Raw genomic sequence first — 18,108 nt, 5'->3', positions numbered from 1 at the left:
AGGCGCGGACAATCTCCGCGCCTTTCAACTTTTGCAATCACGCTGGTCGCCATGCTCTCAACCCTGATCGTCGTCCTGCCCGTGTTTGCCCTGATTTTCTCAGGTTGGCTGGCGTTCAGGCTAAAAATATTAGGCCCACATGCAATTGCAGAACTCAACCGCTTCGTCGTCTATCTCGCACTGCCCGCCCTGCTTTTCGACATCATGGCCAATACGCATGGCGGCGATTTGTGGCAACCGGGCTTCATCGGCGCTTTTCTGCTTGGCAGCGCCGTGGCCTTTGCCCTGCCCTTCATCATCCGCCTGCGCGGTAAACAGCCGCTTGCAGACAGCGCCATCGATGGCCTTAACGCCGCCTATCCCAATACAGGCTATATGGGCATTCCGCTTTCGATGATTGCATTTGGTTCAGGCGTTCTCGCTGCGACCACGATCACCATCATCATCACCGTTTGCGTGACCTTCGCTTTTGCCATTGTTCTGATCGAAATAGGCCTGCAAACCGAGAAGAAGCCGCTTCATCTTGCCCGGAAGGTTACGCACTCGCTGATCCGCAATCCGTTACTCGTCGCACCGTTCCTCGGAATGCTGGTGCCTGTAACCGGCTTTGCCATTCCCGCACCTGCTGAAACATTTCTGAAGATGTTAGGCGGTGCTGCCTCTCCATGCGCACTTGTTGCACTCGGGCTTTTCCTTGCCCAGCCGCGAAAGATTGAGCGCGAAAGCATCAATGCCATCGCTTTTCTTGTTTCGGTCAAGCTGGTGGTCATGCCGCTCGCCACATGGCTGCTTGCTGTTTATGTGTTTCAACTGCCATCACATCTGGCACAGAGTGTGACCTTGCTGGCAGCCCTGCCCGCTGGCACCGGTCCCTTCATGCTGGCCGAACATTATCGTCGTGAGGCCGCAATTACGTCGAATGTCATTCTCTATTCGACAACGATTTCGGTCGTGACTCTGTCCGTTTTCCTTGCCTTTATCAGCTAAAACATACCCGACACTGGGTCAAAGCCACCTCCAAAATTGGCGGTTTCGTGGCATTTTCATGAAATGTGAACAAACTTTTACAGTTAAAAATTTCAATGACTTAGGTGGTAAACAGAAGGTTTTTTCCACGATCACCACATATTGCAGCGAGAAATGTTCTTTTGTTTAAGGCCTTTTGCGCTTAGATTCAGGATCTCTACCAGCGCGCATTCGACCTCGTCGGATGCATAAAAGGAGACAGACCAATGGGACTCACGCGATCTTTGAATGTCCTCATGATCTGTGCAGCATTTGCATTTGTTGCAGCGTTGATAGCAGGCGTCATTCCCTGATTAGGAATAGCCTAAGCCATTAGAAGACCTTGGTTTTGAGGATAAATCAATTCTTCTCATCTGAAAGAAAAGCCCGGTTTTAAACCGGGCTTTTCACGTTTCAGGCCACTTGCAATGAAGTTTCTGTTTTAGGCCGAATGCCAATCATGTGGCAGATGGCATAAGGAAGATCAGCCCTGTTCATCGTGTAGAAATGGAAATCCTGCACGCCACGCTCGATCAGATCCATCACCTGTTCGGCAGCAATGGCGGCTGCAACAAGCTGGTGTGTCTGCGCATCGTTTTCCAGACCATCGAAGCGCTCCGCCAGCCATGTCGGAATATGCGTTGCAGAACGTGCACAAAAATTGCGAACCTGCTTGAAATTATGCACGGGCAGAACACCCGGAACAATCGGAATATAGATGCCCGCACGGCGCACGCGTTCGACATAACGCTCATAAAGATCATTATCGAAGAAGAACTGCGTGATGGCGCGCGTTGCGCCATTGTCGACCTTACGCTTGAGCATATCGATATCTGTGGCGAAATCCGGGCTTTCGGGATGCTTTTCCGGATAGGCCGAAACCGAAATATCGAAATCGGCAAGCTTGCGTAAACCGCCAACCAGCTCGGCGCCATTCTGATAGCCGCCCGGTGTGGGAACATATTTCTCACCAATACCGGCGGCCGGATCGCCACGCAACGCTACAAAGCGATTAACACCAAGTTCTGCGAATTCCTGCGCAACACGATCAACCTCCTCGCGGGTCGCATCCACACAGGTGAGATGGGCCGCAGGCTTGATATCCGTCTCTTTCAGAATGCGCGCAACCGTGCGGATCGTGCGCTCCCGCGTCGACCCGCCCGCACCGTAAGTCACGGAGACAAATTCCGGCTTGAGCGGCGCAAGCCGCGTTACCGTTTCCCACAGGCGCTGTTCCATGTCTTCCGACTTGGGCGGAAAGAATTCAAACGATACCCGTGTGGTCTGGCCGATGTCAGATCGGCGTGAAAGACCGTAAAAGCCCATTAAACTGTCTCCGTCATGCTTATATTCTGTGGTGCCGGATCGGCGATCAGCAGGCGTGGGTCGCGGCCAAGCCACAGCTTGACTGTCAATCCATCGTCACCATTGGCAACCTTCGGCCCCAGGGTGCGCGTTTCTGCAGGCTCAAGCCCGGCTTCTTTCATCCAGCCCAGCATCTGCTCATCGCTAAACCCAAGCCGCAAATGCGCATGGTCTTCGCGCAGAAACTCAAGTTTATGCGGAGCAAAATCGACAATCAGCAGCCTTCCACCCGGACGCAGCGCACGCGCCGCCTCGCGGATTGCAGCCAAAGGATCATCAAGAAAATGCAGCACCTGATGGATTGTCACCAAGTCGAAATTCTCGCGCTCGACAGGCAATGCATAAACATCGCCCTGCCTTACCTGCGCATTGTTCACCGATCCGAGATCAAGATTGGCTCGCGCCACGGCAAGCATGTCACGATTGATATCGATGCCAAGACCACGCGCATAAAGCGGTGAGAACAGCTCCAGCAGACGGCCAGTACCCGTGCCGACATCAAGCATAGACTGAAACGGTTTGTCGCCCACAATGGTTTTGAGTGCTGCTTCAACCGCATTTTCAGGAACATGCAGCTTACGGATTTCATCCCAACTGCCAGCATTGGCACTGAAATAGGCCGCAGCCTTTTCCTGACGATTGGATTTGACCTGTGAGAGGCGCTCCAGATCGCGTTCAATAAGCGTATCCGCAGCATCAAGTTTCAACAAAAGATTGCGCGCAACCTCGCCGCAAACTGCATTATCCGAAAGTCGGAAATAGGCCCAGGCACCTTCCTGATAGCGATCGATCAGATCAGCTTCGCCAAGCAGCTTAAGATGGCGCGACACGCGCGGCTGCGACTGGCCAAGGATTGCAGTCAGGTCCGAAACAGTCAAATCGCCCCTCGAAAGAAGCGCAAGGATGCGCAGACGGCTCGGTTCAGCCACTGCTTTTAAAACATCCACCATCTGATCGAGCTGCAAGCGCAATTCGCAATCTCCACATCGCTAAACATATAAAGATATGTTTATGTGAAATTCATTTGCGGTGCAAGCAGTTTTCACGATCCCATACACAGCAAAACTGTCATAGTGTTCGCGTAGCCGTTTGAGCAGAATGACAGGTGGGTTATGATTACATCGAATCTTGCTGCAAGCAGGAAAGGATGACCGCCATGGGTGCAAGCACAGAACGCCAGAAGGCTGTTGCAAAATCGCTTACGCTTTTGCTTCCTGCGGTTCCTTATTCGGATTCAGAACCAATTCGTGCGGCAGCCCTTGCGCCGCATATGAAATCGCTCCCGCCTTCAATTGCAGTATGGCTGGCAACAGTGGCGCATGTCCGCCATGCCCATACCGACTATGACGCGCTGCGTGATGACGGTTACGACAAAGATTCAGCACGTTTCTTTGTGCTTGATGAGATCAATAAAAAGCTGACCGAATGGCGCGCCACACGGCTCGTTACCGCAGATGAAGACGAAAAGGTCGATCTGTAAAATCCGCGTGCCTATTTCTGCACAACAACGAACAGACGCGGAAAACGCAGCAGAACCCGGCCATCCTTGATTTCCGGGTAGTGCTTGTTGATCGCTGATTTATACGCACTCAGATACTGGCTTTGCTCCGCAGCATCCAGTGGATCGAGAAACGGGCGCAGACCAGCTGCCTTCACCCATTCAACAATCGTATCAACGCTTTCCAGCGGGTGATTATAAATCGTGTGCCAGATATCGATGCGCGACACCTGCCCTGCAAAGGCATTGTAAAATTCTGACACAGGCGGCAGAGGCGCTCTTCCTGTCCTGCCAATTTTATCATTGAAGGCTTTCGATTGCGCAACCTCCCGCATGGCCACATGCACTGGCTCCATCATATTGTCGGGCATCTGAACTGCCAGAAAGGCACCAGGCTGCAAAAGCGATACAAGCCGTCTCATTTCAGCAACGGGATCAGCAAACCACTGAAAGACCGCATTGGAAAACAGCACATCCGTCTGCGCATCCGGCGCGTAACGCGTTGCATCAGCGACCGAAAACTCGACCTCTGGGAGACGCGCTCTCGCCTTTTCGATCATATCCGGCGAGGTATCAAAGCCGGAAACATGCGCGCTGGGCCAGCGATTAACCAGAAGCCCGGTAGAATTTCCCGGACCGCAACCAATATCGACCACCTTGCGCGGGTTATCGATTTTAATCTGCGCAAGAAGATCAGCCGCAGGACGGCTCCGTTCATCTTCAAACTTCAAATATTGCTTTGCGGACCAGTCTTTCATTTGCAAACTCCATACAGCAAAAAGGCCGGTGCGATGCACCGGCCTTTGAGTTTTTAGCGTGTCAGCGGCTTGTAAGTCACCCGCTTTGGATTGACGCTTTCGGGTCCGAGACGACGAACCTTATCCGCTTCATAATCTTCGAAGTTACCTTCGAACCATTCGACATGGCTGTCGCCTTCGAATGCCAGAATATGCGTTGCCAGACGATCAAGGAACATACGATCGTGGGAGATGATAACAGCGCAGCCAGCGTATTTTTCGAGCGCATCTTCGAGCGCTGCCAGCGTTTCCGTATCGAGATCGTTGGTCGGTTCGTCGAGCAGCAGAACGTTCCCGCCAGCCTGCAACATCTTGGCAAGATGCACACGGTTGCGCTGACCGCCGGACAGATTACCAACCTTGGCCTGCTGATCGCCGCCCTTGAAATTGAACGCGCCGCAATAAGCGCGGGAATTCATTTCAAACTTGCCAAGCTTGATAATATCGTTGCCGCCGGAAATTTCTTCCCAGACATTCTTGTTCGGGTCGAGATGATCGCGGCTCTGATCGACATAACCAAGATGAACTGTGTCACCGATGCGGATTGAACCGGAATCCGGCTTTTCCTGACCAGTGATCATCTTGAACAGCGTCGACTTACCAGCACCGTTTGGACCGATAACACCAACGATACCACCTGGAGGCAGCTTGAAAGTGAGGTTTTCAATCAGCATACGGTCGCCAAACGATTTGGTCAGACCTTCAGCTTCAATAACCACCTGACCAAGACGCTCGCCTGCCGGGATCAGAATCTGGGCATCGCCCGGACGCTGATTGTTGGCAGCTTCAACGAGCTGGTCATAGGCCTTGATACGAGCCTTGGACTTCGACTGACGCGCCTTCGGGCTCGCAGCAATCCACTGACGCTCACGCTCAAGGGCCTTCTGACGTGAATCTTCTTCACGACCTTCCTGAATCATGCGCTTGGACTTCGCTTCCAGATAGGCAGAGTAGTTGCCTTCGTAAGGAATGCCGCGACCGCGATCGAGTTCGAGAATCCAGCCTGTCACATTGTCAAGGAAGTAGCGATCGTGCGTGATGAGAAGAACTGCGCCTTCATATTCACGTAAGTGCTTTTCCAGCCAAGCAGTGGTTTCAGCGTCAAGGTGGTTGGTCGGTTCGTCAAGCAGCAGCAGATCAGGCTTTGACAGAAGCAGCTTGCAAAGCGCAACACGGCGACGCTCACCACCAGAGAGAGTTGTAACATCGGCATCCGCTGGCGGGCAGCGCAATGCTTCCATCGCCATTTCAACCTGACTATCCAGATCCCACAGATTCTGGCTGTCGATGACATCCTGAAGTGCTGCGCCTTCGTCGGCGGTTTCGTCGGAATAATTCATCATCAGCTCGTTGTAACGGTCGAGAATAGCCGTCTTCGCGGCCACACCTTCCATCACATTGCCAAGAACGTTTTTTTCCGGATCAAGATGCGGTTCCTGCGCGAGATAGCCGCACGTTGCACCCTCAGCGAGCCAGGCCTCACCCGTATAATCCTTGTCGAGACCAGCCATGATCTTGAGGATCGTCGATTTACCGGCACCATTTGGACCAAGGATACCGATCTTCGCATCTGGATAGAATGACAGATGAAGGTTTTCGATAACCTTCTTTGCACCGTAGGCCTTGTTCAGCCCGGACATATGATAAATGAATTGGCGTGCCATAAAGCGCGTCGTCTCCACGAGTTAGAGAGCGTGAACGGCCATTTGCCGAACCGCAAGGAAAAATTCTGCTGGGTATGTAGGCGAAATAGCGCGCGGAAGCAAATATCATCGCGCAAAGTCGACATGGAAATGTGCTTGAATAAAATGAAACCGGGCGCGGATATTTCCGTCACCCGGTTTCCCCTCTGGCCACCACTCGGGAAAGTATCCTCCCTTTCACCGAACGGCCTGCTAGTTATGCCTTAAAGACTGAAATTCGACGCCTCTGAATTCTCTTCAAAACCCAGCCCACATCCCCTGATTAGGACAGATTTGCCTAGGATTTTGCGGTTTTCAAGCGAAATTTACTCGAAAATTGTAAATGCCTAAAATTAGTTCATTCAACCTCTGGATGCCTTTTTAAACGACACCACCAAAAGAGAATTTGACTATTTGCGCGGCATAAATTCTGATGACCTGATGACATTTCAAACCATCAAACGCTTGCAGCTCTCAGACGGAACCGAACTCCCATATCGGGAGGCGCTGGCTGCCCGGCCAAAAGCCGCCATACAAATCTGCCATGGATTGGCCGAACATTCCGCTCGTTATGCGCGCTTCACCGAAGCGCTCAATCAGGCGGGCTATCATGTTTACGCCCATGATCATCGTGGGCACGGCGCCAATATTGGCTTCCATGCGCCACGAGGAATGTTTGCGCCCAAAGACGGCGACAGAGTGGCTATCGGGGATGTTCTGGCACTCAACTATCATATTCATGCAGCGCATCCCGGCGTGCCGGTGGTATTATTTGGGCACTCCATGGGGGGCTTGATCGCGCTGAATTACGCGCTTGCGCATTCGGATACGATTGATGCAGTTGCCGTCTGGAACTCTAATTTCAATGGCGGCATTGAGAATAGTGTCGCAAAAGCAATCCTTTATGCAGAGCGCATGTTGAAAGGCTCCGACGTTCCAAGCACGATCTTGCCGAAACTGACGTTCCGGGCGTGGGGAAACGCCGTTCCCGACCATCGGACCGCTTTCGACTGGCTGTCTCGCGATCCGGCTGAGGTCGAAGCCTATATCCGTGATCCGCTCTGTGGCTTTGATCCAACCATTGCATTGTGGATCGACATATTCCGCATGATGAAAACGGGAGCGACAAACAGTCATTTTGCAAATATGCGCAAAGAGCTGCCATTCAACCTCGTTGGCGGCATGCAGGACCCTGCAACCGACAAAGCCAAAGCCACGCGCAAACTGGCTGACAGGATGAAAGCCATGGGCTTTAAGAATATTACCTGCACTCTCTATCCTGAAACCCGTCATGAAGGTCTGAACGACATCAACCGGGATGACGTGACGCAAAATTTTCTGGATTGGCTCGCAGAGGTACTTCCGTCTTCCCCCATCTCAGAGTAAAAGCGGCGCACACAAATATCCAGTCTAGCTCACAATTTTTTGAAACGCTTGGTTTACCCGGCAATCAATGTTATGGAGCCCGCCTTGCGCGCCACAGGGCCCCTAGACTGAGATATTAGCAACGATTTGACGGAAAATGCGCAAGGAATGAAGGAAACTCCGCTTGGCAACACCAACGATTTCAGTGGTCATCCCCTGTCGCAATGAAGCTGACAACCTTGCTTTCCTGCTTGATGAGGTTGACAGCGCCATGCTGGGCCGCGCGTATGAAGTGATTGTCGTTGACGATGGCTCGACAGATTCCACCAGCGATGTACTGGCAGGCCGCATCCATGCAGGCAAGCCGCTGCGCCATATCCGTCATGATCGCTCCTCCGGGCAAAGCGCTGCTTTGCGATCCGGCGTTTTCGCGGCCCGCGGCCAGATTGTTGTGACAATGGATGGCGATGGGCAGAACAACCCGGCCTATCTGCCAGCGCTCGCAGATGCTTTGATCAATGCTGGCCCCGCTTTTGGTATCGCCGCCGGTCAGCGCCTCAAGCGCACGGATACCAAGCTCAAGCAGCTTTCTTCGCGCTTTGCCAACAATCTGCGCGGCGCGATCCTGAAAGACAAGACGCGCGATTCCGGTTGTGGACTGAAAGCCTTGCACACCGATCTATTCCGCCAACTGCCATTTTTTGACGGCTGGCACCGTTATCTGCCAGCGCTTGCGCTGCGTGAGGGCTTTGATGTCGTGCATATCGACGTCACCGACCGCGAACGGCGTCACGGCAAATCCAATTACGGTATTCTCGACAGAGGTCTGCGCGGTATTCTCGACCTTTATGGCGTATGGTGGTTGCGCAAGCGTCGCAAGGTTGTGCCACGCGTGACGGAGATCACCCATGACTGATATTTTTAGCAGCGTGGTCCAATGGCTTCATGATGTATTCGTGGCGCAGTGGGACGGCTGGATCATTCTGGGCTTCGTTGCGCAGGCCTGCTTCACAATGCGCTTTGTCGTGCAGTGGCTGGCATCTGAAAAGGCCAAAAAAAGCGTAATGCCTGTGGCTTTCTGGTTCTTTTCGCTGGTCGGCGGCGTTTTGCTGCTCATTTACGCAATTCAGCGCAAGGATCCAGTCTTTATCGCAGGCCAAGGCTTCGGCCTGATTGTCTACATTCGCAACCTTTGGCTGATTGCGAATGAGAAAAAGAGGCTTAGGGCAGCAAATTAATGGGCTTTTGCAGATAGCGACTGGATTTTCGACGTCCGTCCCACTGAGCGATAATCAAGCCCCGTCTCAGCAATGTCTTCGGCTTTATAGACATTACGCAGATCAATCAAAACATTACCATCCATCACACCGCGCAATCGCTTCAGATCGAGGGCGCGGTAGGCATTCCATTCGGTCAGCAGCGCTACAACGCCTGCACCTTCTGCGGCCTCATAGGCAGAGCCGCACCAGACCACATCGGGCAATACGGATCTTGCAGCATCCATTGCCTCAGGATCGTGCGCGCGCACGGTAATACCCGCCTTCTGAATCGCTGCAATAATATCCAGCGATGGCGATTCACGAATATCATCTGTATTCGGCTTGAAAGCGACCCCCAACACCGCAACAGTCTTCGTTCCGCTCTCATGGGCCGCGGCAACGATACGCTCTGCCATTGATTGCTTGCGCGCCTCATTGACTGCAATCACTTCTTCGATCAGCGACTGCGGTGCGCCATATTTCTTGCCGGTCGCGGCAAAGGCACGTGTATCTTTTGGAAAACACGAGCCGCCAAAGCCCGGCCCCGCATGCAGAAATTTTGAGCCAATGCGATTATCCATGCCGATGGCACGCGCAACTTCCTGCACGTTACCACCCGTCTTTTCGCAAAGGTCGGCCACCTGATTGATGAACGTGACCTTCATCGCAAGAAAGGCATTGGCGGCATATTTGATGATTTCAGCATTTTCCAGCGACGTGATCACCATTGGCGTTTCACGTATATAAAGCGGCCGGTAAAGCCGCTGCATGGCCGCCTTGCCACGCTCATCATCAACGCCGACGACGACGCGATCAGGCCGCATAAAATCTTCAATTGCCGAGCCTTCGCGCAGGAATTCCGGATTTGAAACCATAGAGAATTCAACACCCGGACGCGCAGCCGCAATGCGATCACGAATGCGCGCATTGGTGCCGACAACGACTGTCGACTTAATGACAACCACCGCTCCCGGCTTCATAGCGGCGGCAATTTCATCGGCAGCAGCTTCAATATATTGCAAATCAGCCTCGCCATCGCCGCGCCGTGACGGAGTGCCAACGGCGATCAGGATCACATCGGCATCGGCGACGCTTGTCGCCAAATCGGTACTGAATTCAAGCCGACCGTCACGAATATTACGACCCATAAGCTCATCAAGCCCCGGTTCGAAAATCGTAACCTTGCCCGCAGTGAGCCGCTCGATGATAGACGGATTCTTGTCGACACAGGTGACGTGAAAGCCGAATTCGGCAAAACACACACCCGACACCAGACCCACATAGCCCGTTCCGATCATCGCCAGCTTCATATGTTCAGTCCTTTAGTTGAGCTCAGAGCCATTTATCATAGTCTGACACCAAAAGGTGCCGTGGCTGTTCATTTTCCTCAATATTGGAAAAACGTCCGATCGGCTCGCGGAAAATATTATCCGTCAGGTCGTCGTTGACGGTCGAAACTTCTCCGATCAGCACGTCGCCCCCCTCACCCCAGAACGCGTGCCAGTTACCCGGCAAAAGCGTGACACTTTCGCCAGGGCTGAGCTTGAGATGCGCACCAGCCTTTTGCGTCACAAGGCGGCCATCGGTGGCAACCGTTACATCCGTTTCTTCATCAACGCTGCCATCCGCGCGCGAATTGAAGAGTTCGAGAACCAGCGTACCACCACCGCGATTGATGATGTCTTCTGCTTTGACCACATGGCGATGCATCGGCGAAATCTGATTCTTGCGCGAGATCATGATCTTTTCAGCATAGAGCATTCCACCGCCGCGCTTGAGGTCTTCAGCATTGCCATTGCGCGTCGTGAACAAAAACAATCCAAGATCAGCAAATTTGCCCTGACCGTAATCCGTAATGTCCCAGCCAAGACGCCCATCGCGAATGGCCTTTGCGTCGCTTGAAGTGCGCGTTTTCAACTCTTCGGGCGACCAGTAAGCGAAGGGAGGCATGACGTAACCAAAAGAACGAATGAAAGCGTCGCTTTCGCGGATAATCTCGTTAACTTCAGAACGTTTCATGGCCTCTAAGCCTCCCATAGAATGAAACCGGATATATTTCGCAGTTTGGTAACTGCCTTTGAGTGCTCTTGGCAATCCCACACGCACACACCCCACACATTTGCAAACTGCTGCGCGTCATTTTGACGTGTCGTCTTTACGCGAAAATCATGTCGCATCCCAATGCGCGTTTAGAACATTTCAATGATTGAATCATGACAACGGAAGTCAGTTTGAACATGATCGCATGAGCAGGCAAGCCATTGAGATAATGGGAAAAGCTGTGCTTCCAGAAGACAACGGGAACATTCCGCCGGGCATGCGTCGCTGAGAGAACAGCGCCTGCAGGCTCATGATGATGGACACAGAGGGTTCAATACTATGGACGTTCGCAACGAAATGCTGGGGCTTTTGACCGGGCGCGACCCAAATTTCAGCCTTGAGCAGAAGTTTTACACGGATCCCGATTTTTACAAGCTGGACTTGGAAAACGTCTTCTATCGCGACTGGCTGTTTGTCGGCCACGATTGCGAGCTACCCAAAACCGGTTCTTATATGACCGTTCAGGTGGGTGCCTATCCGGTCGTGATCGTGCGCGATGCACAGGGTGGCATCCGCGCGTTTCACAATTCCTGCCGTCATCGCGGTTCACGCATCTGTTCTGCCGAAAAAGGCACTGCAGCAAAACTCGTCTGCCCTTATCATCAGTGGACCTATGAACTTGATGGTCGCCTTCTCTTTGCGCGTCAGGTCGGTCCGGATTTCAAGCCCGCCGACTATGGTTTGAAACAGGTTCATTGCGAGAGCGTCGCTGGTTATATCTATATCTGCGTTGCTGATGAAGCACCGGATTTCAACAGCTTCCGCAGTCTCGTTGAGCCTTATCTCGCCCCGCATAACATCAAGGAAGCCAAGGTCGCCTTTGAAAGCTCAATTATCGAGAAGGGCAACTGGAAGCTCGTGTGGGAAAACAACCGTGAGTGCTATCACTGTGCGGCCAACCACCCGGAGCTTTGCCGCACCTATCCAGAAGCACCGAGTGCTACCGGCGTGCAGGGCGTTATGGAAGACCCGGAAATCAACCAGCTCTGGAAGAACTGCGCAACGATCGGTTTGCCAGCCCAATTCACCATGTCGGACGATGGCCGCTATCGCATCACCCGCATTCCACTCTTGCGCGATGCTGTAAGCTACACCATGTCGGGCAAGCCGGCAGTCAAAAAGCCACTGAGCGATAAGGTTGCTGGTAACACCAATATCGGCGCAATGCTGCTCTTCAATTATCCATCCACGTGGAACCATCTGATGGCCGACCACGCTATCTCTTTCCGCGTGCTGCCGATCAGCGCCGAAGAGACCATGGTGACAACCAAATGGCTCGTTCACAAGGATGCGGTTGAAGGCGTTGATTATGATCTCAATGAACTGACCCATGTCTGGCTTCAGACCAATGATCAGGATCGTCAGATTGTGGAAGAAAATGCGGTCGGCATCCGCTCACCCGCTTATCAGCCCGGTCCTTATTCGGTCGAGCATGAAGGGGGCGTGATGCAGTTCCTCGAATGGTACACCAACACAGTCACACCTCGCCTGAAGGGTGAAACTGCGAAACTCAGCCGCGTTGCGTAAAATAAAGCCATTGAGAAGTGAGAAGGCCATGCAGCCTCTGAAATATCTGGACGAGATGCTGCCGTGGAACGACAGGCTGCAAATGCTGCAATGCATCTCGGCCATCGAAGAAGCGCCAGACGTCATGACCTTCTCCTTCAAAACGCTGGAGGACAACTGGTTCCGCTATACACCGGGCCAGTTTGTCACCCTCGAACTGCCGATTGAACGCGCTGATGGATTGGGGCCGGTGCTGCGGACCTATACGCTGTCATCGACCCCTTCGCGGCCCTACCATATCTCGGTCACGGTCAAGGCCCAGAAGGACAGTATCGGCACCCGCTGGATGCTTGATCATCTTCGCCCGCCAATGACCATCAAAGCCTATGGCCCAAATGGTGACTTCTCGCTCGCCAATCATCCGAGCGACAAATATCTTTTCATCTCGGCTGGCTCCGGCATCACACCAATGGTGTCCATGACGCGCTGGCTGTTTGATTGTGCACCGACAAGCGATGTTGCTTTCATCAATTGCGCACGCACGCCCGACGACATTATTTTCCGCAAGGAGCTCGAACTGCTTTCAGGGCGCATGGAGGCCATGCGCCTTGCCTTTATCGTTGAACAATCCTCAGCCCGCCATGTCTGGCCCGGCCTACACGGGCGCATTGACCGCGCCCGACTGGAACTGCTGGCACCTGATTTCATGCAGCGCGAAGTATTTTGCTGCGGGCCTGAGCCATTTATGAATGGTGTGCGGGGCCTTTTGGAGCAATCAGGCTTCAATATGGCCAATTATCATCAGGAGAGCTTTCAGCCTGCGACCGAAATCTCGTCGGTGCCAGTACCATCCGCTCTTGCTGTTGATACCCCAACCGCCCCTACCGCGCCCGCTGTTGCCCCGGCAAGCATTGTCTTCAGCCTGTCGGGCGTTGAAGTCGAATGCACCGAAAACGACACGATCCTGCTCGCAGCGCGCAATGGCGGGCTTAAAATTCCGAGTGCCTGCGAGTTCGGCATCTGCGGCACCTGCAAAGTCAAATGCATCGCTGGCGAAACCGAAATGAACCACAATGGCGGCATTCGTGATGACGAAGTGGCGGAAGGCTACATCCTCGCCTGTTGCAGCCGTCCGCGTGGTCGTGTCGAGATTGATGCCTGAACGACTTGACGGACCAAACCACATAGCGCACCACTATGCCGTTAAATTCAATGGAGTGCCTTATGATTGGTCATGCCCTTCTGGTTATCGATGTTCAGAACGATTTCTGTCCCGGTGGTGCGCTGGCTGTTGATAAAGGTGATGAAATTCTACCTGCAATCAACCGGCTGATTGATGAGAGCGAACATGTCATTCTGACACAGGACTGGCATCCGGCCGGCCATTCCAGCTTCGCCTCCAGCCACCCCGGAAAAAAGGCTTATGATAATGTTGAGATGGCTTATGGGCCACAAACATTATGGCCTGACCACTGCATTCAAGGCACCCATGGCGCTGATTTTCATCCCGATCTGCAACGGGACCGCGCGCAGCTTGTCGTCCGCAAGGGCTTTCGTGTGGGAGTGGACAGCTATTCAGCTTTTTATGAAAACGACCGTCAAACACCAACCGGACTTGCGGGATATCTGCGTGACCGCAATATCGCATCATTGACACTTACGGGACTTGCAACCGACTTCTGCGTCGCCTTTTCGGCCCTGGATGCCGTATCACATGGATTTCAGGTGCGTGTCCGGCTTGATGCCTGTCGCGGCATTGATATTGGCGGCTCAATGAATGCGATGCTTGAAAAAATGCAAAAGGCAGGTGTTGAACTCATCAACGAACCCACCCTTTCATCGCATTTCATCTGATTATTTTTCGATCTCGCCATCCGGCAAAACGACATAAATCAGCACGGCAATAATGGTGATAAAGAAGCGGAATGCAGATTCGATGCCGTTCCAGGTTGACGACATCCACATGCCGAACCATTCGCCCCCAATCGACATAAAGCCAACCTGCCAGACGAGGAAACCAAGCGAGAGCCCACCAATGGCCCACTTCTTGGAACGGTTGAAGCTTTTTGCATCACCGCTCAAACGGCCACACATGGCAAAAGCACCGATCCAGCAGAGAATTGCAGTCAACGTTTCTGCTGCAATAATCATGATATAGGCGGCATTGTGCAGGAAATTGCTTTCAATCGCCCGATACTTGATTGTTGCATCCGGGAAGATCGTATCCATCAGAAGCACGTGCTGAACGAAGGCAAAATTGCTGCCGTAATCAGTGATATTGCCGAAAGAAACGAGTGTTGCAAAAAAAGCAATCGCCGCGACAAAGACGGTTTTGCTTAAACGGGTGACGACCATGGAAAACCCCTCTCCAAAAAAGTCGTAGCCACAGCCTTTTTGAAGCTGACAGCTTATGAAGATACGCTCAGACGGGCCATACCGTGAGTGGAGCAACGCTTGCCAACTCTTTTGATTCGGTCAACAAAAAAGGCGGCAATTGCCGCCTTTTATCGCTATTTATCATTCGCAACTCATTGAAGGGCTGTCTCGTCAGCCTCTTTCTGCCATTCAGGGTTTTTCTTGTTATAACGGATTGAGGATATGAAGGAGAGACCAATCAAAACTGCACCGATAAGACCAGTAATAACTTCCGGAATATGGTAGAGTGTCTGTACATACATGATCACTGCCAGCACCAGAATGGCGTAAAATGCGCCGTGCTCCAGATAGCGATACTGGCCGAGCGTCTTACGCTCCACCAACATAATGGTGAGCGAGCGCACATAAAACGCACCAATACCAAGACCAATGGCAATCACAAACAGGTTCGTCGTCAGCGCAAAGGCACCGATGACACCGTCGAACGAGAAGCTGGCATCAAGCACTTCCAGATAGATGAATGCGCCAAGCCCACCCCGGTGAACCATGTCCACCTGCTCCTGTGAGGCATCAAGAACAGCACCCAGCCCCTCAACCGCAAGGAAGGTCAGCAAACCAAACAGCGCAGCCACAAGGAAAGTGTGCGAGTGTTCGGCATCAAGCTGGTAGGAGAAAAACAGGATAAGTGCGACGGCAACACCAATCTCGATCCCCTGAACCGAAGCAAACTTCGACATACGGCTCTCAATGGCCTTGACCCAATGCACGTCCTTCTCGACATCGAAAAAGTATTTCATGCCAACCATCATGAGGAATGTGCCACCAAAGGCGGCAATGCCCGTGTGAGATTCGGCAATCACCCGCGCATATTCATCCGGTTGCCAGATAGCAAGTTTGAGTGCGGAAAGAGGGTCTGTCCACATAGCAACTGCGACAATGGCAAGCGGGAAGATGATACGCATGCCAAAGACAGCAATCACAATGCCCCATGTCAGAAATCGATGCTGCCACTTCGGCGTCATGTCGCGCAGGATACGCGCGTTTACAATAGCATTGTCAAAGGATAGCGAGATTTCCAGAACACTGAGCACCGCGCAGATGATAAAAACGGAAATCATGCCACCGACCGTGCCCGTCATCGAATATCCGAGCCAGAGCGCGCCGAGAAAGCCTATGACCGTAAAAACGGCAGGCCAGATAAAATATTTATAAGTGGTCATCGCAAACCATTTGATTATGTGTTGATAAGACAGGTCGACATATCAACCTGAAAAGAAGCCAAGCCAACGGTGCCCCTCCTGCGGCGCAACGCTTATGTAAGAAACGTGCGCTCCGCGAACAAGCAAGACTGTGGTCAAATTTTGTTCACGAAAAAACGCAATATTCAAAATTACGTGATCGATTGATCATCCACCACGAATCCATCAAAAAGTCACATAGCAATTTCCGGGTTTTGTCATAGACTTAAATAAATCGCGTATATCTGAGATGACAAGGAATACTGCCATGATCACAGGACCACAATGTCGCGCAGCACGGGCGCTGGTGGAATTTTCGCGGGATCGTCTTGCCCAGCTATCCGGTATCGACGCGCAGGTCATCGAATATTTCGAAAGAAAAATCAGTGCGCCCACTGACGAACAGAACAAGGCCCTTCAAGATACGCTCGAAAAGGTCGGAGCACAGTTCATCTGGGAGAATGGCGGCGGACTTGGCGTGAGACTGAAATTCAACCGCTCAGAATCAAAACGCATCGCAAGCCTTGAAAACGAAGGCGGCGTCTCTGGTTATGACGATGTTCCCTGATCATGAAAGGGGCGACCGTCTTGTCGCCCTCCCCCCCCCTGAAAATTAATCACTTTTCTCAAGCAGAGTTTCTACTTTCATTTTCCGTGCCGCCTCGGTTGATTGAATAATGCTGGCAACGCCCACGTAAAAACAAGCAAAATAACCCCTGCCGCTGATCGTCAATTGAGTAAAACTGTGTAACAATCGAACTTTTCAGTTTATTTACCGGCACGATTAACATATTGATGTTAATGAGCCTTTTCTGGAAATACTTTAATTTATTCTAAATTACGCTCCCGGGGGATTAGACCAAAATGAAGCTGAATTCAGGCAATGGTGGCAAGAGTTTTGCGGGCATGACTATGCGTAACATCCTTTTAGCAAGCACATTTGCCGTAATGCCAACGGCGTCTGCATTGGCGGCCGACATTATAGCGCCGGCACCTGTTCAAACAGAAATACAGGATCAACAGCGCTGGCGCGTGATCTTCAGCCCTTATGTATGGGGTGCATCACTGAATGGTAATGCTGGCTTGCTCGGTCGTTCTACCACTGTGGACGTTCCTTTTAAGGATATTTTCAACAATCTCGATATGAGTTTCATGGGCAATGTCGAGATTAGCAACGGCACGTTTGGCGCTTATTTTGATGGGCAATACACCAAGACCAGCCAGGACGAAGATGTTCTCGGCAGACAGCTTGGACTGGACATTGTCTCTACAACGCTGACCGGCGGTGTTTTTTATCGTATTTATCAGCATGATCTGGATGGTCTGACCTATTTTGGCAAACAGCGCGTTTTTGCGATTGAGCCAACGGCTGGCGTTCGCTGGACGCAGCTGAAAGCAACATTGAGCGTGGGGCCTTACACCGAGTCCCGCAAGAAAGACTGGACCGATCCATTTATCGGAACACGCGTACTTTACGACATTAATGATCGCTGGAATATCGCCGCAGAAGCAGATATCGGCGGCTTTGGTGCAGGAACGAAACTGAGCGCCAATGGTCAGATTTACCTTGGCTACCGCACCAAGCTGTTTGACTTACCTACAATATGGCGCGTCGGCTATCGTGCGCTTCATCAAAATTACCGCGACAACGATACGCGTGAAAAGTTCAAATATGATGTGACGCAGCATGGACCAGTGGTTGGTTTTTCAGTTGTGTTCTGAGCTGAAAAAAACCGGACCAATAGGAAGCCGCCTGTAATAACGGGCGGCTTTTTGTTTAGAAAGAAATAAGCACATCCCTATTTCGTCCTTGCAACATATTCCTTTCTGGCTTCAACTAAGACCTTATAGGGCTGGGACTTGGCTTTCTGATTGTTCACAAAGGCTGCCCGTCCTGACATATCTCAAGCAATGAGA

The 18,108-nt window shown here is 52.1% G+C and carries 18 protein-coding genes; 10 read left to right on the top strand and 8 right to left on the bottom strand.

The annotated features are described in order from the left end of the window. The first annotated feature begins 51 nt into the window (after positions 1-51). Positions 52-987, top strand: coding sequence for an AEC family transporter (locus ABE527_RS05470; protein WP_499696364.1), 936 nt, complete (start codon positions 52-54; stop codon positions 985-987). A 432-nt stretch (positions 988-1,419) separates the two neighbouring features. Here the strand turns inward: ABE527_RS05470 and metF are convergent, their stop codons facing one another. Together metF and ABE527_RS05460 are read right to left on the bottom strand one after the other, a co-directional pair. Continuing rightward, positions 1,420-2,331: a methylenetetrahydrofolate reductase [NAD(P)H] gene (gene metF / locus ABE527_RS05465; protein ID WP_499696363.1), complete on the bottom strand. Its 912-nt coding sequence runs from the start codon at positions 2,329-2,331 to the stop codon at positions 1,420-1,422. After that, complete coding sequence (locus ABE527_RS05460; RefSeq protein ID WP_396997628.1) at positions 2,331-3,320, bottom strand: ArsR/SmtB family transcription factor; 990 nt, start codon at positions 3,318-3,320, stop codon at positions 2,331-2,333. Before ABE527_RS05460 ends, metF begins: the two co-directional genes overlap by 1 nt. A 206-nt stretch (positions 3,321-3,526) precedes the next feature. On the opposite strand from ABE527_RS05460, the gene ABE527_RS05455 reads away from it, so the two are divergent. Continuing rightward, positions 3,527-3,850, top strand: coding sequence for a DUF2293 domain-containing protein (locus ABE527_RS05455; RefSeq protein ID WP_265985441.1), 324 nt, complete (start codon positions 3,527-3,529; stop codon positions 3,848-3,850). An 11-nt stretch (positions 3,851-3,861) separates the two neighbouring features. Here the strand turns inward: ABE527_RS05455 and tam are convergent, their stop codons facing one another. Both tam and ettA read right to left on the bottom strand, forming a co-directional pair. Continuing rightward, positions 3,862-4,626: a trans-aconitate 2-methyltransferase gene (gene tam, locus ABE527_RS05450; RefSeq protein WP_499696362.1), complete on the bottom strand. Its 765-nt coding sequence runs from the start codon at positions 4,624-4,626 to the stop codon at positions 3,862-3,864. 53 nt (positions 4,627-4,679) lie between these two features. Then, positions 4,680-6,329 carry an energy-dependent translational throttle protein EttA gene (gene ettA / locus ABE527_RS05445; protein ID WP_396997593.1) on the bottom strand — a complete coding sequence of 550 codons (1,650 nt, stop codon included), beginning with the start codon at positions 6,327-6,329 and terminating at the stop codon, positions 4,680-4,682. Positions 6,330-6,788: 459 nt separating this feature from the next. Here ettA and ABE527_RS05440 point away from each other — a divergent pair, with 459 nt between their 5' ends. The 3 genes from ABE527_RS05440 to ABE527_RS05430 all read left to right on the top strand — a co-directional run bounded on the left by ABE527_RS05440 (position 6,789) and on the right by ABE527_RS05430 (position 8,950). Next, a complete protein-coding gene (locus ABE527_RS05440) occupies positions 6,789-7,733 on the top strand; it encodes an alpha/beta fold hydrolase (RefSeq protein WP_499696361.1) in 945 nt (314 codons plus the stop codon). Positions 7,734-7,896: 163 nt separating this feature from the next. Then, the gene (locus ABE527_RS05435; RefSeq protein WP_265985445.1) at positions 7,897-8,628 is read left to right on the top strand and encodes a glycosyltransferase family 2 protein; all 732 of its coding nucleotides are present in this window, start codon (positions 7,897-7,899) and stop codon (positions 8,626-8,628) included. Next, positions 8,621-8,950, top strand: coding sequence for a lipid-A-disaccharide synthase N-terminal domain-containing protein (locus ABE527_RS05430; protein WP_265985446.1), 330 nt, complete (start codon positions 8,621-8,623; stop codon positions 8,948-8,950). Before ABE527_RS05435 ends, ABE527_RS05430 begins: the two co-directional genes overlap by 8 nt. Here the strand turns inward: ABE527_RS05430 and ABE527_RS05425 are convergent. Next, positions 8,947-10,281, bottom strand: a complete 1,335-nt coding sequence (locus ABE527_RS05425; protein WP_396997597.1) for a UDP-glucose dehydrogenase family protein — start codon at positions 10,279-10,281, stop codon at positions 8,947-8,949. The genes ABE527_RS05430 and ABE527_RS05425 overlap by 4 nt on opposite strands. A gap of 22 nt (positions 10,282-10,303) precedes the next feature. Beyond that, positions 10,304-10,990 carry a D-lyxose/D-mannose family sugar isomerase gene (locus tag ABE527_RS05420; RefSeq protein ID WP_499696360.1) on the bottom strand — a complete coding sequence of 229 codons (687 nt, stop codon included), beginning with the start codon at positions 10,988-10,990 and terminating at the stop codon, positions 10,304-10,306. Positions 10,991-11,350: 360 nt separating this feature from the next. Between ABE527_RS05420 and ABE527_RS05415 the strand changes: the two genes are divergently transcribed. The 3 genes from ABE527_RS05415 (at position 11,351) to pncA (ending at position 14,431) form a co-directional block, all read left to right on the top strand. Beyond that, entirely contained in the window at positions 11,351-12,598 is a 1,248-nt protein-coding gene (locus ABE527_RS05415; RefSeq protein ID WP_265985449.1) for an aromatic ring-hydroxylating oxygenase subunit alpha, read from the top strand. A gap of 28 nt (positions 12,599-12,626) precedes the next feature. Next, positions 12,627-13,739: an FAD-binding oxidoreductase gene (locus ABE527_RS05410; protein WP_265985450.1), complete on the top strand. Its 1,113-nt coding sequence runs from the start codon at positions 12,627-12,629 to the stop codon at positions 13,737-13,739. 62 nt (positions 13,740-13,801) lie between these two features. Further along, positions 13,802-14,431, top strand: coding sequence for a bifunctional nicotinamidase/pyrazinamidase (pncA, locus tag ABE527_RS05405; protein WP_499696359.1), 630 nt, complete (start codon positions 13,802-13,804; stop codon positions 14,429-14,431). Here the strand turns inward: pncA and ABE527_RS05400 are convergent, their stop codons facing one another. Together ABE527_RS05400 and ABE527_RS05395 are read right to left on the bottom strand one after the other, a co-directional pair. Further along, positions 14,432-14,932 (bottom strand): DUF2165 family protein, encoded by a 501-nt coding sequence (locus tag ABE527_RS05400; protein ID WP_499696358.1) that lies wholly within the window; start codon positions 14,930-14,932, stop codon positions 14,432-14,434. Positions 14,933-15,105: 173 nt separating this feature from the next. Next, positions 15,106-16,173: a DUF475 domain-containing protein gene (locus tag ABE527_RS05395; protein WP_265985453.1), complete on the bottom strand. Its 1,068-nt coding sequence runs from the start codon at positions 16,171-16,173 to the stop codon at positions 15,106-15,108. Between the two features lie 286 nt (positions 16,174-16,459). On the opposite strand from ABE527_RS05395, the gene ABE527_RS05390 reads away from it, so the two are divergent. Continuing rightward, entirely contained in the window at positions 16,460-16,759 is a 300-nt protein-coding gene (locus tag ABE527_RS05390) for an XRE family transcriptional regulator (protein WP_265985454.1), read from the top strand. A gap of 344 nt (positions 16,760-17,103) precedes the next feature. After that, complete coding sequence (locus tag ABE527_RS05385) at positions 17,104-17,913, top strand: hypothetical protein (RefSeq protein ID WP_265985489.1); 810 nt, start codon at positions 17,104-17,106, stop codon at positions 17,911-17,913. Positions 17,914-18,108 lie beyond the last annotated feature (195 nt).

Origin of the sequence: Brucella sp. TWI432, assembly GCF_039674445.1 — a bacterium.
Taxonomy (GTDB): Bacteria; Pseudomonadota; Alphaproteobacteria; order Rhizobiales; family Rhizobiaceae; genus Brucella; species Brucella chromiisoli.
The sequence above is the reverse complement of the archived record's forward strand: the minus strand, read 5'-3'. Positions and strand labels throughout refer to the sequence as shown.

Coding starts and splice junctions, on each gene's coding strand:
- ABE527_RS05470 (WP_499696364.1), top strand. CDS start 52: ATGCTCTCAACCCTGATCGTCGTCCTGCCCGTGTTTGCCCTGATTTTC.
- metF (WP_499696363.1), bottom strand. CDS start 2,331: ATGGGCTTTTACGGTCTTTCACGCCGATCTGACATCGGCCAGACCACA.
- ABE527_RS05460 (WP_396997628.1), bottom strand. CDS start 3,320: ATGGTGGATGTTTTAAAAGCAGTGGCTGAACCGAGCCGTCTGCGCATC.
- ABE527_RS05455 (WP_265985441.1), top strand. CDS start 3,527: ATGGGTGCAAGCACAGAACGCCAGAAGGCTGTTGCAAAATCGCTTACG.
- tam (WP_499696362.1), bottom strand. CDS start 4,626: ATGAAAGACTGGTCCGCAAAGCAATATTTGAAGTTTGAAGATGAACGG.
- ettA (WP_396997593.1), bottom strand. CDS start 6,329: ATGGCACGCCAATTCATTTATCATATGTCCGGGCTGAACAAGGCCTAC.
- ABE527_RS05440 (WP_499696361.1), top strand. CDS start 6,789: ATGACATTTCAAACCATCAAACGCTTGCAGCTCTCAGACGGAACCGAA.
- ABE527_RS05430 (WP_265985446.1), top strand. CDS start 8,621: ATGACTGATATTTTTAGCAGCGTGGTCCAATGGCTTCATGATGTATTC.
- ABE527_RS05425 (WP_396997597.1), bottom strand. CDS start 10,281: ATGAAGCTGGCGATGATCGGAACGGGCTATGTGGGTCTGGTGTCGGGT.
- ABE527_RS05420 (WP_499696360.1), bottom strand. CDS start 10,990: ATGAAACGTTCTGAAGTTAACGAGATTATCCGCGAAAGCGACGCTTTC.
- ABE527_RS05415 (WP_265985449.1), top strand. CDS start 11,351: ATGGACGTTCGCAACGAAATGCTGGGGCTTTTGACCGGGCGCGACCCA.
- ABE527_RS05410 (WP_265985450.1), top strand. CDS start 12,627: ATGCAGCCTCTGAAATATCTGGACGAGATGCTGCCGTGGAACGACAGG.
- pncA (WP_499696359.1), top strand. CDS start 13,802: ATGATTGGTCATGCCCTTCTGGTTATCGATGTTCAGAACGATTTCTGT.
- ABE527_RS05400 (WP_499696358.1), bottom strand. CDS start 14,932: ATGGTCGTCACCCGTTTAAGCAAAACCGTCTTTGTCGCGGCGATTGCT.
- ABE527_RS05395 (WP_265985453.1), bottom strand. CDS start 16,173: ATGACCACTTATAAATATTTTATCTGGCCTGCCGTTTTTACGGTCATA.
- ABE527_RS05390 (WP_265985454.1), top strand. CDS start 16,460: ATGATCACAGGACCACAATGTCGCGCAGCACGGGCGCTGGTGGAATTT.
- ABE527_RS05385 (WP_265985489.1), top strand. CDS start 17,104: ATGCGTAACATCCTTTTAGCAAGCACATTTGCCGTAATGCCAACGGCG.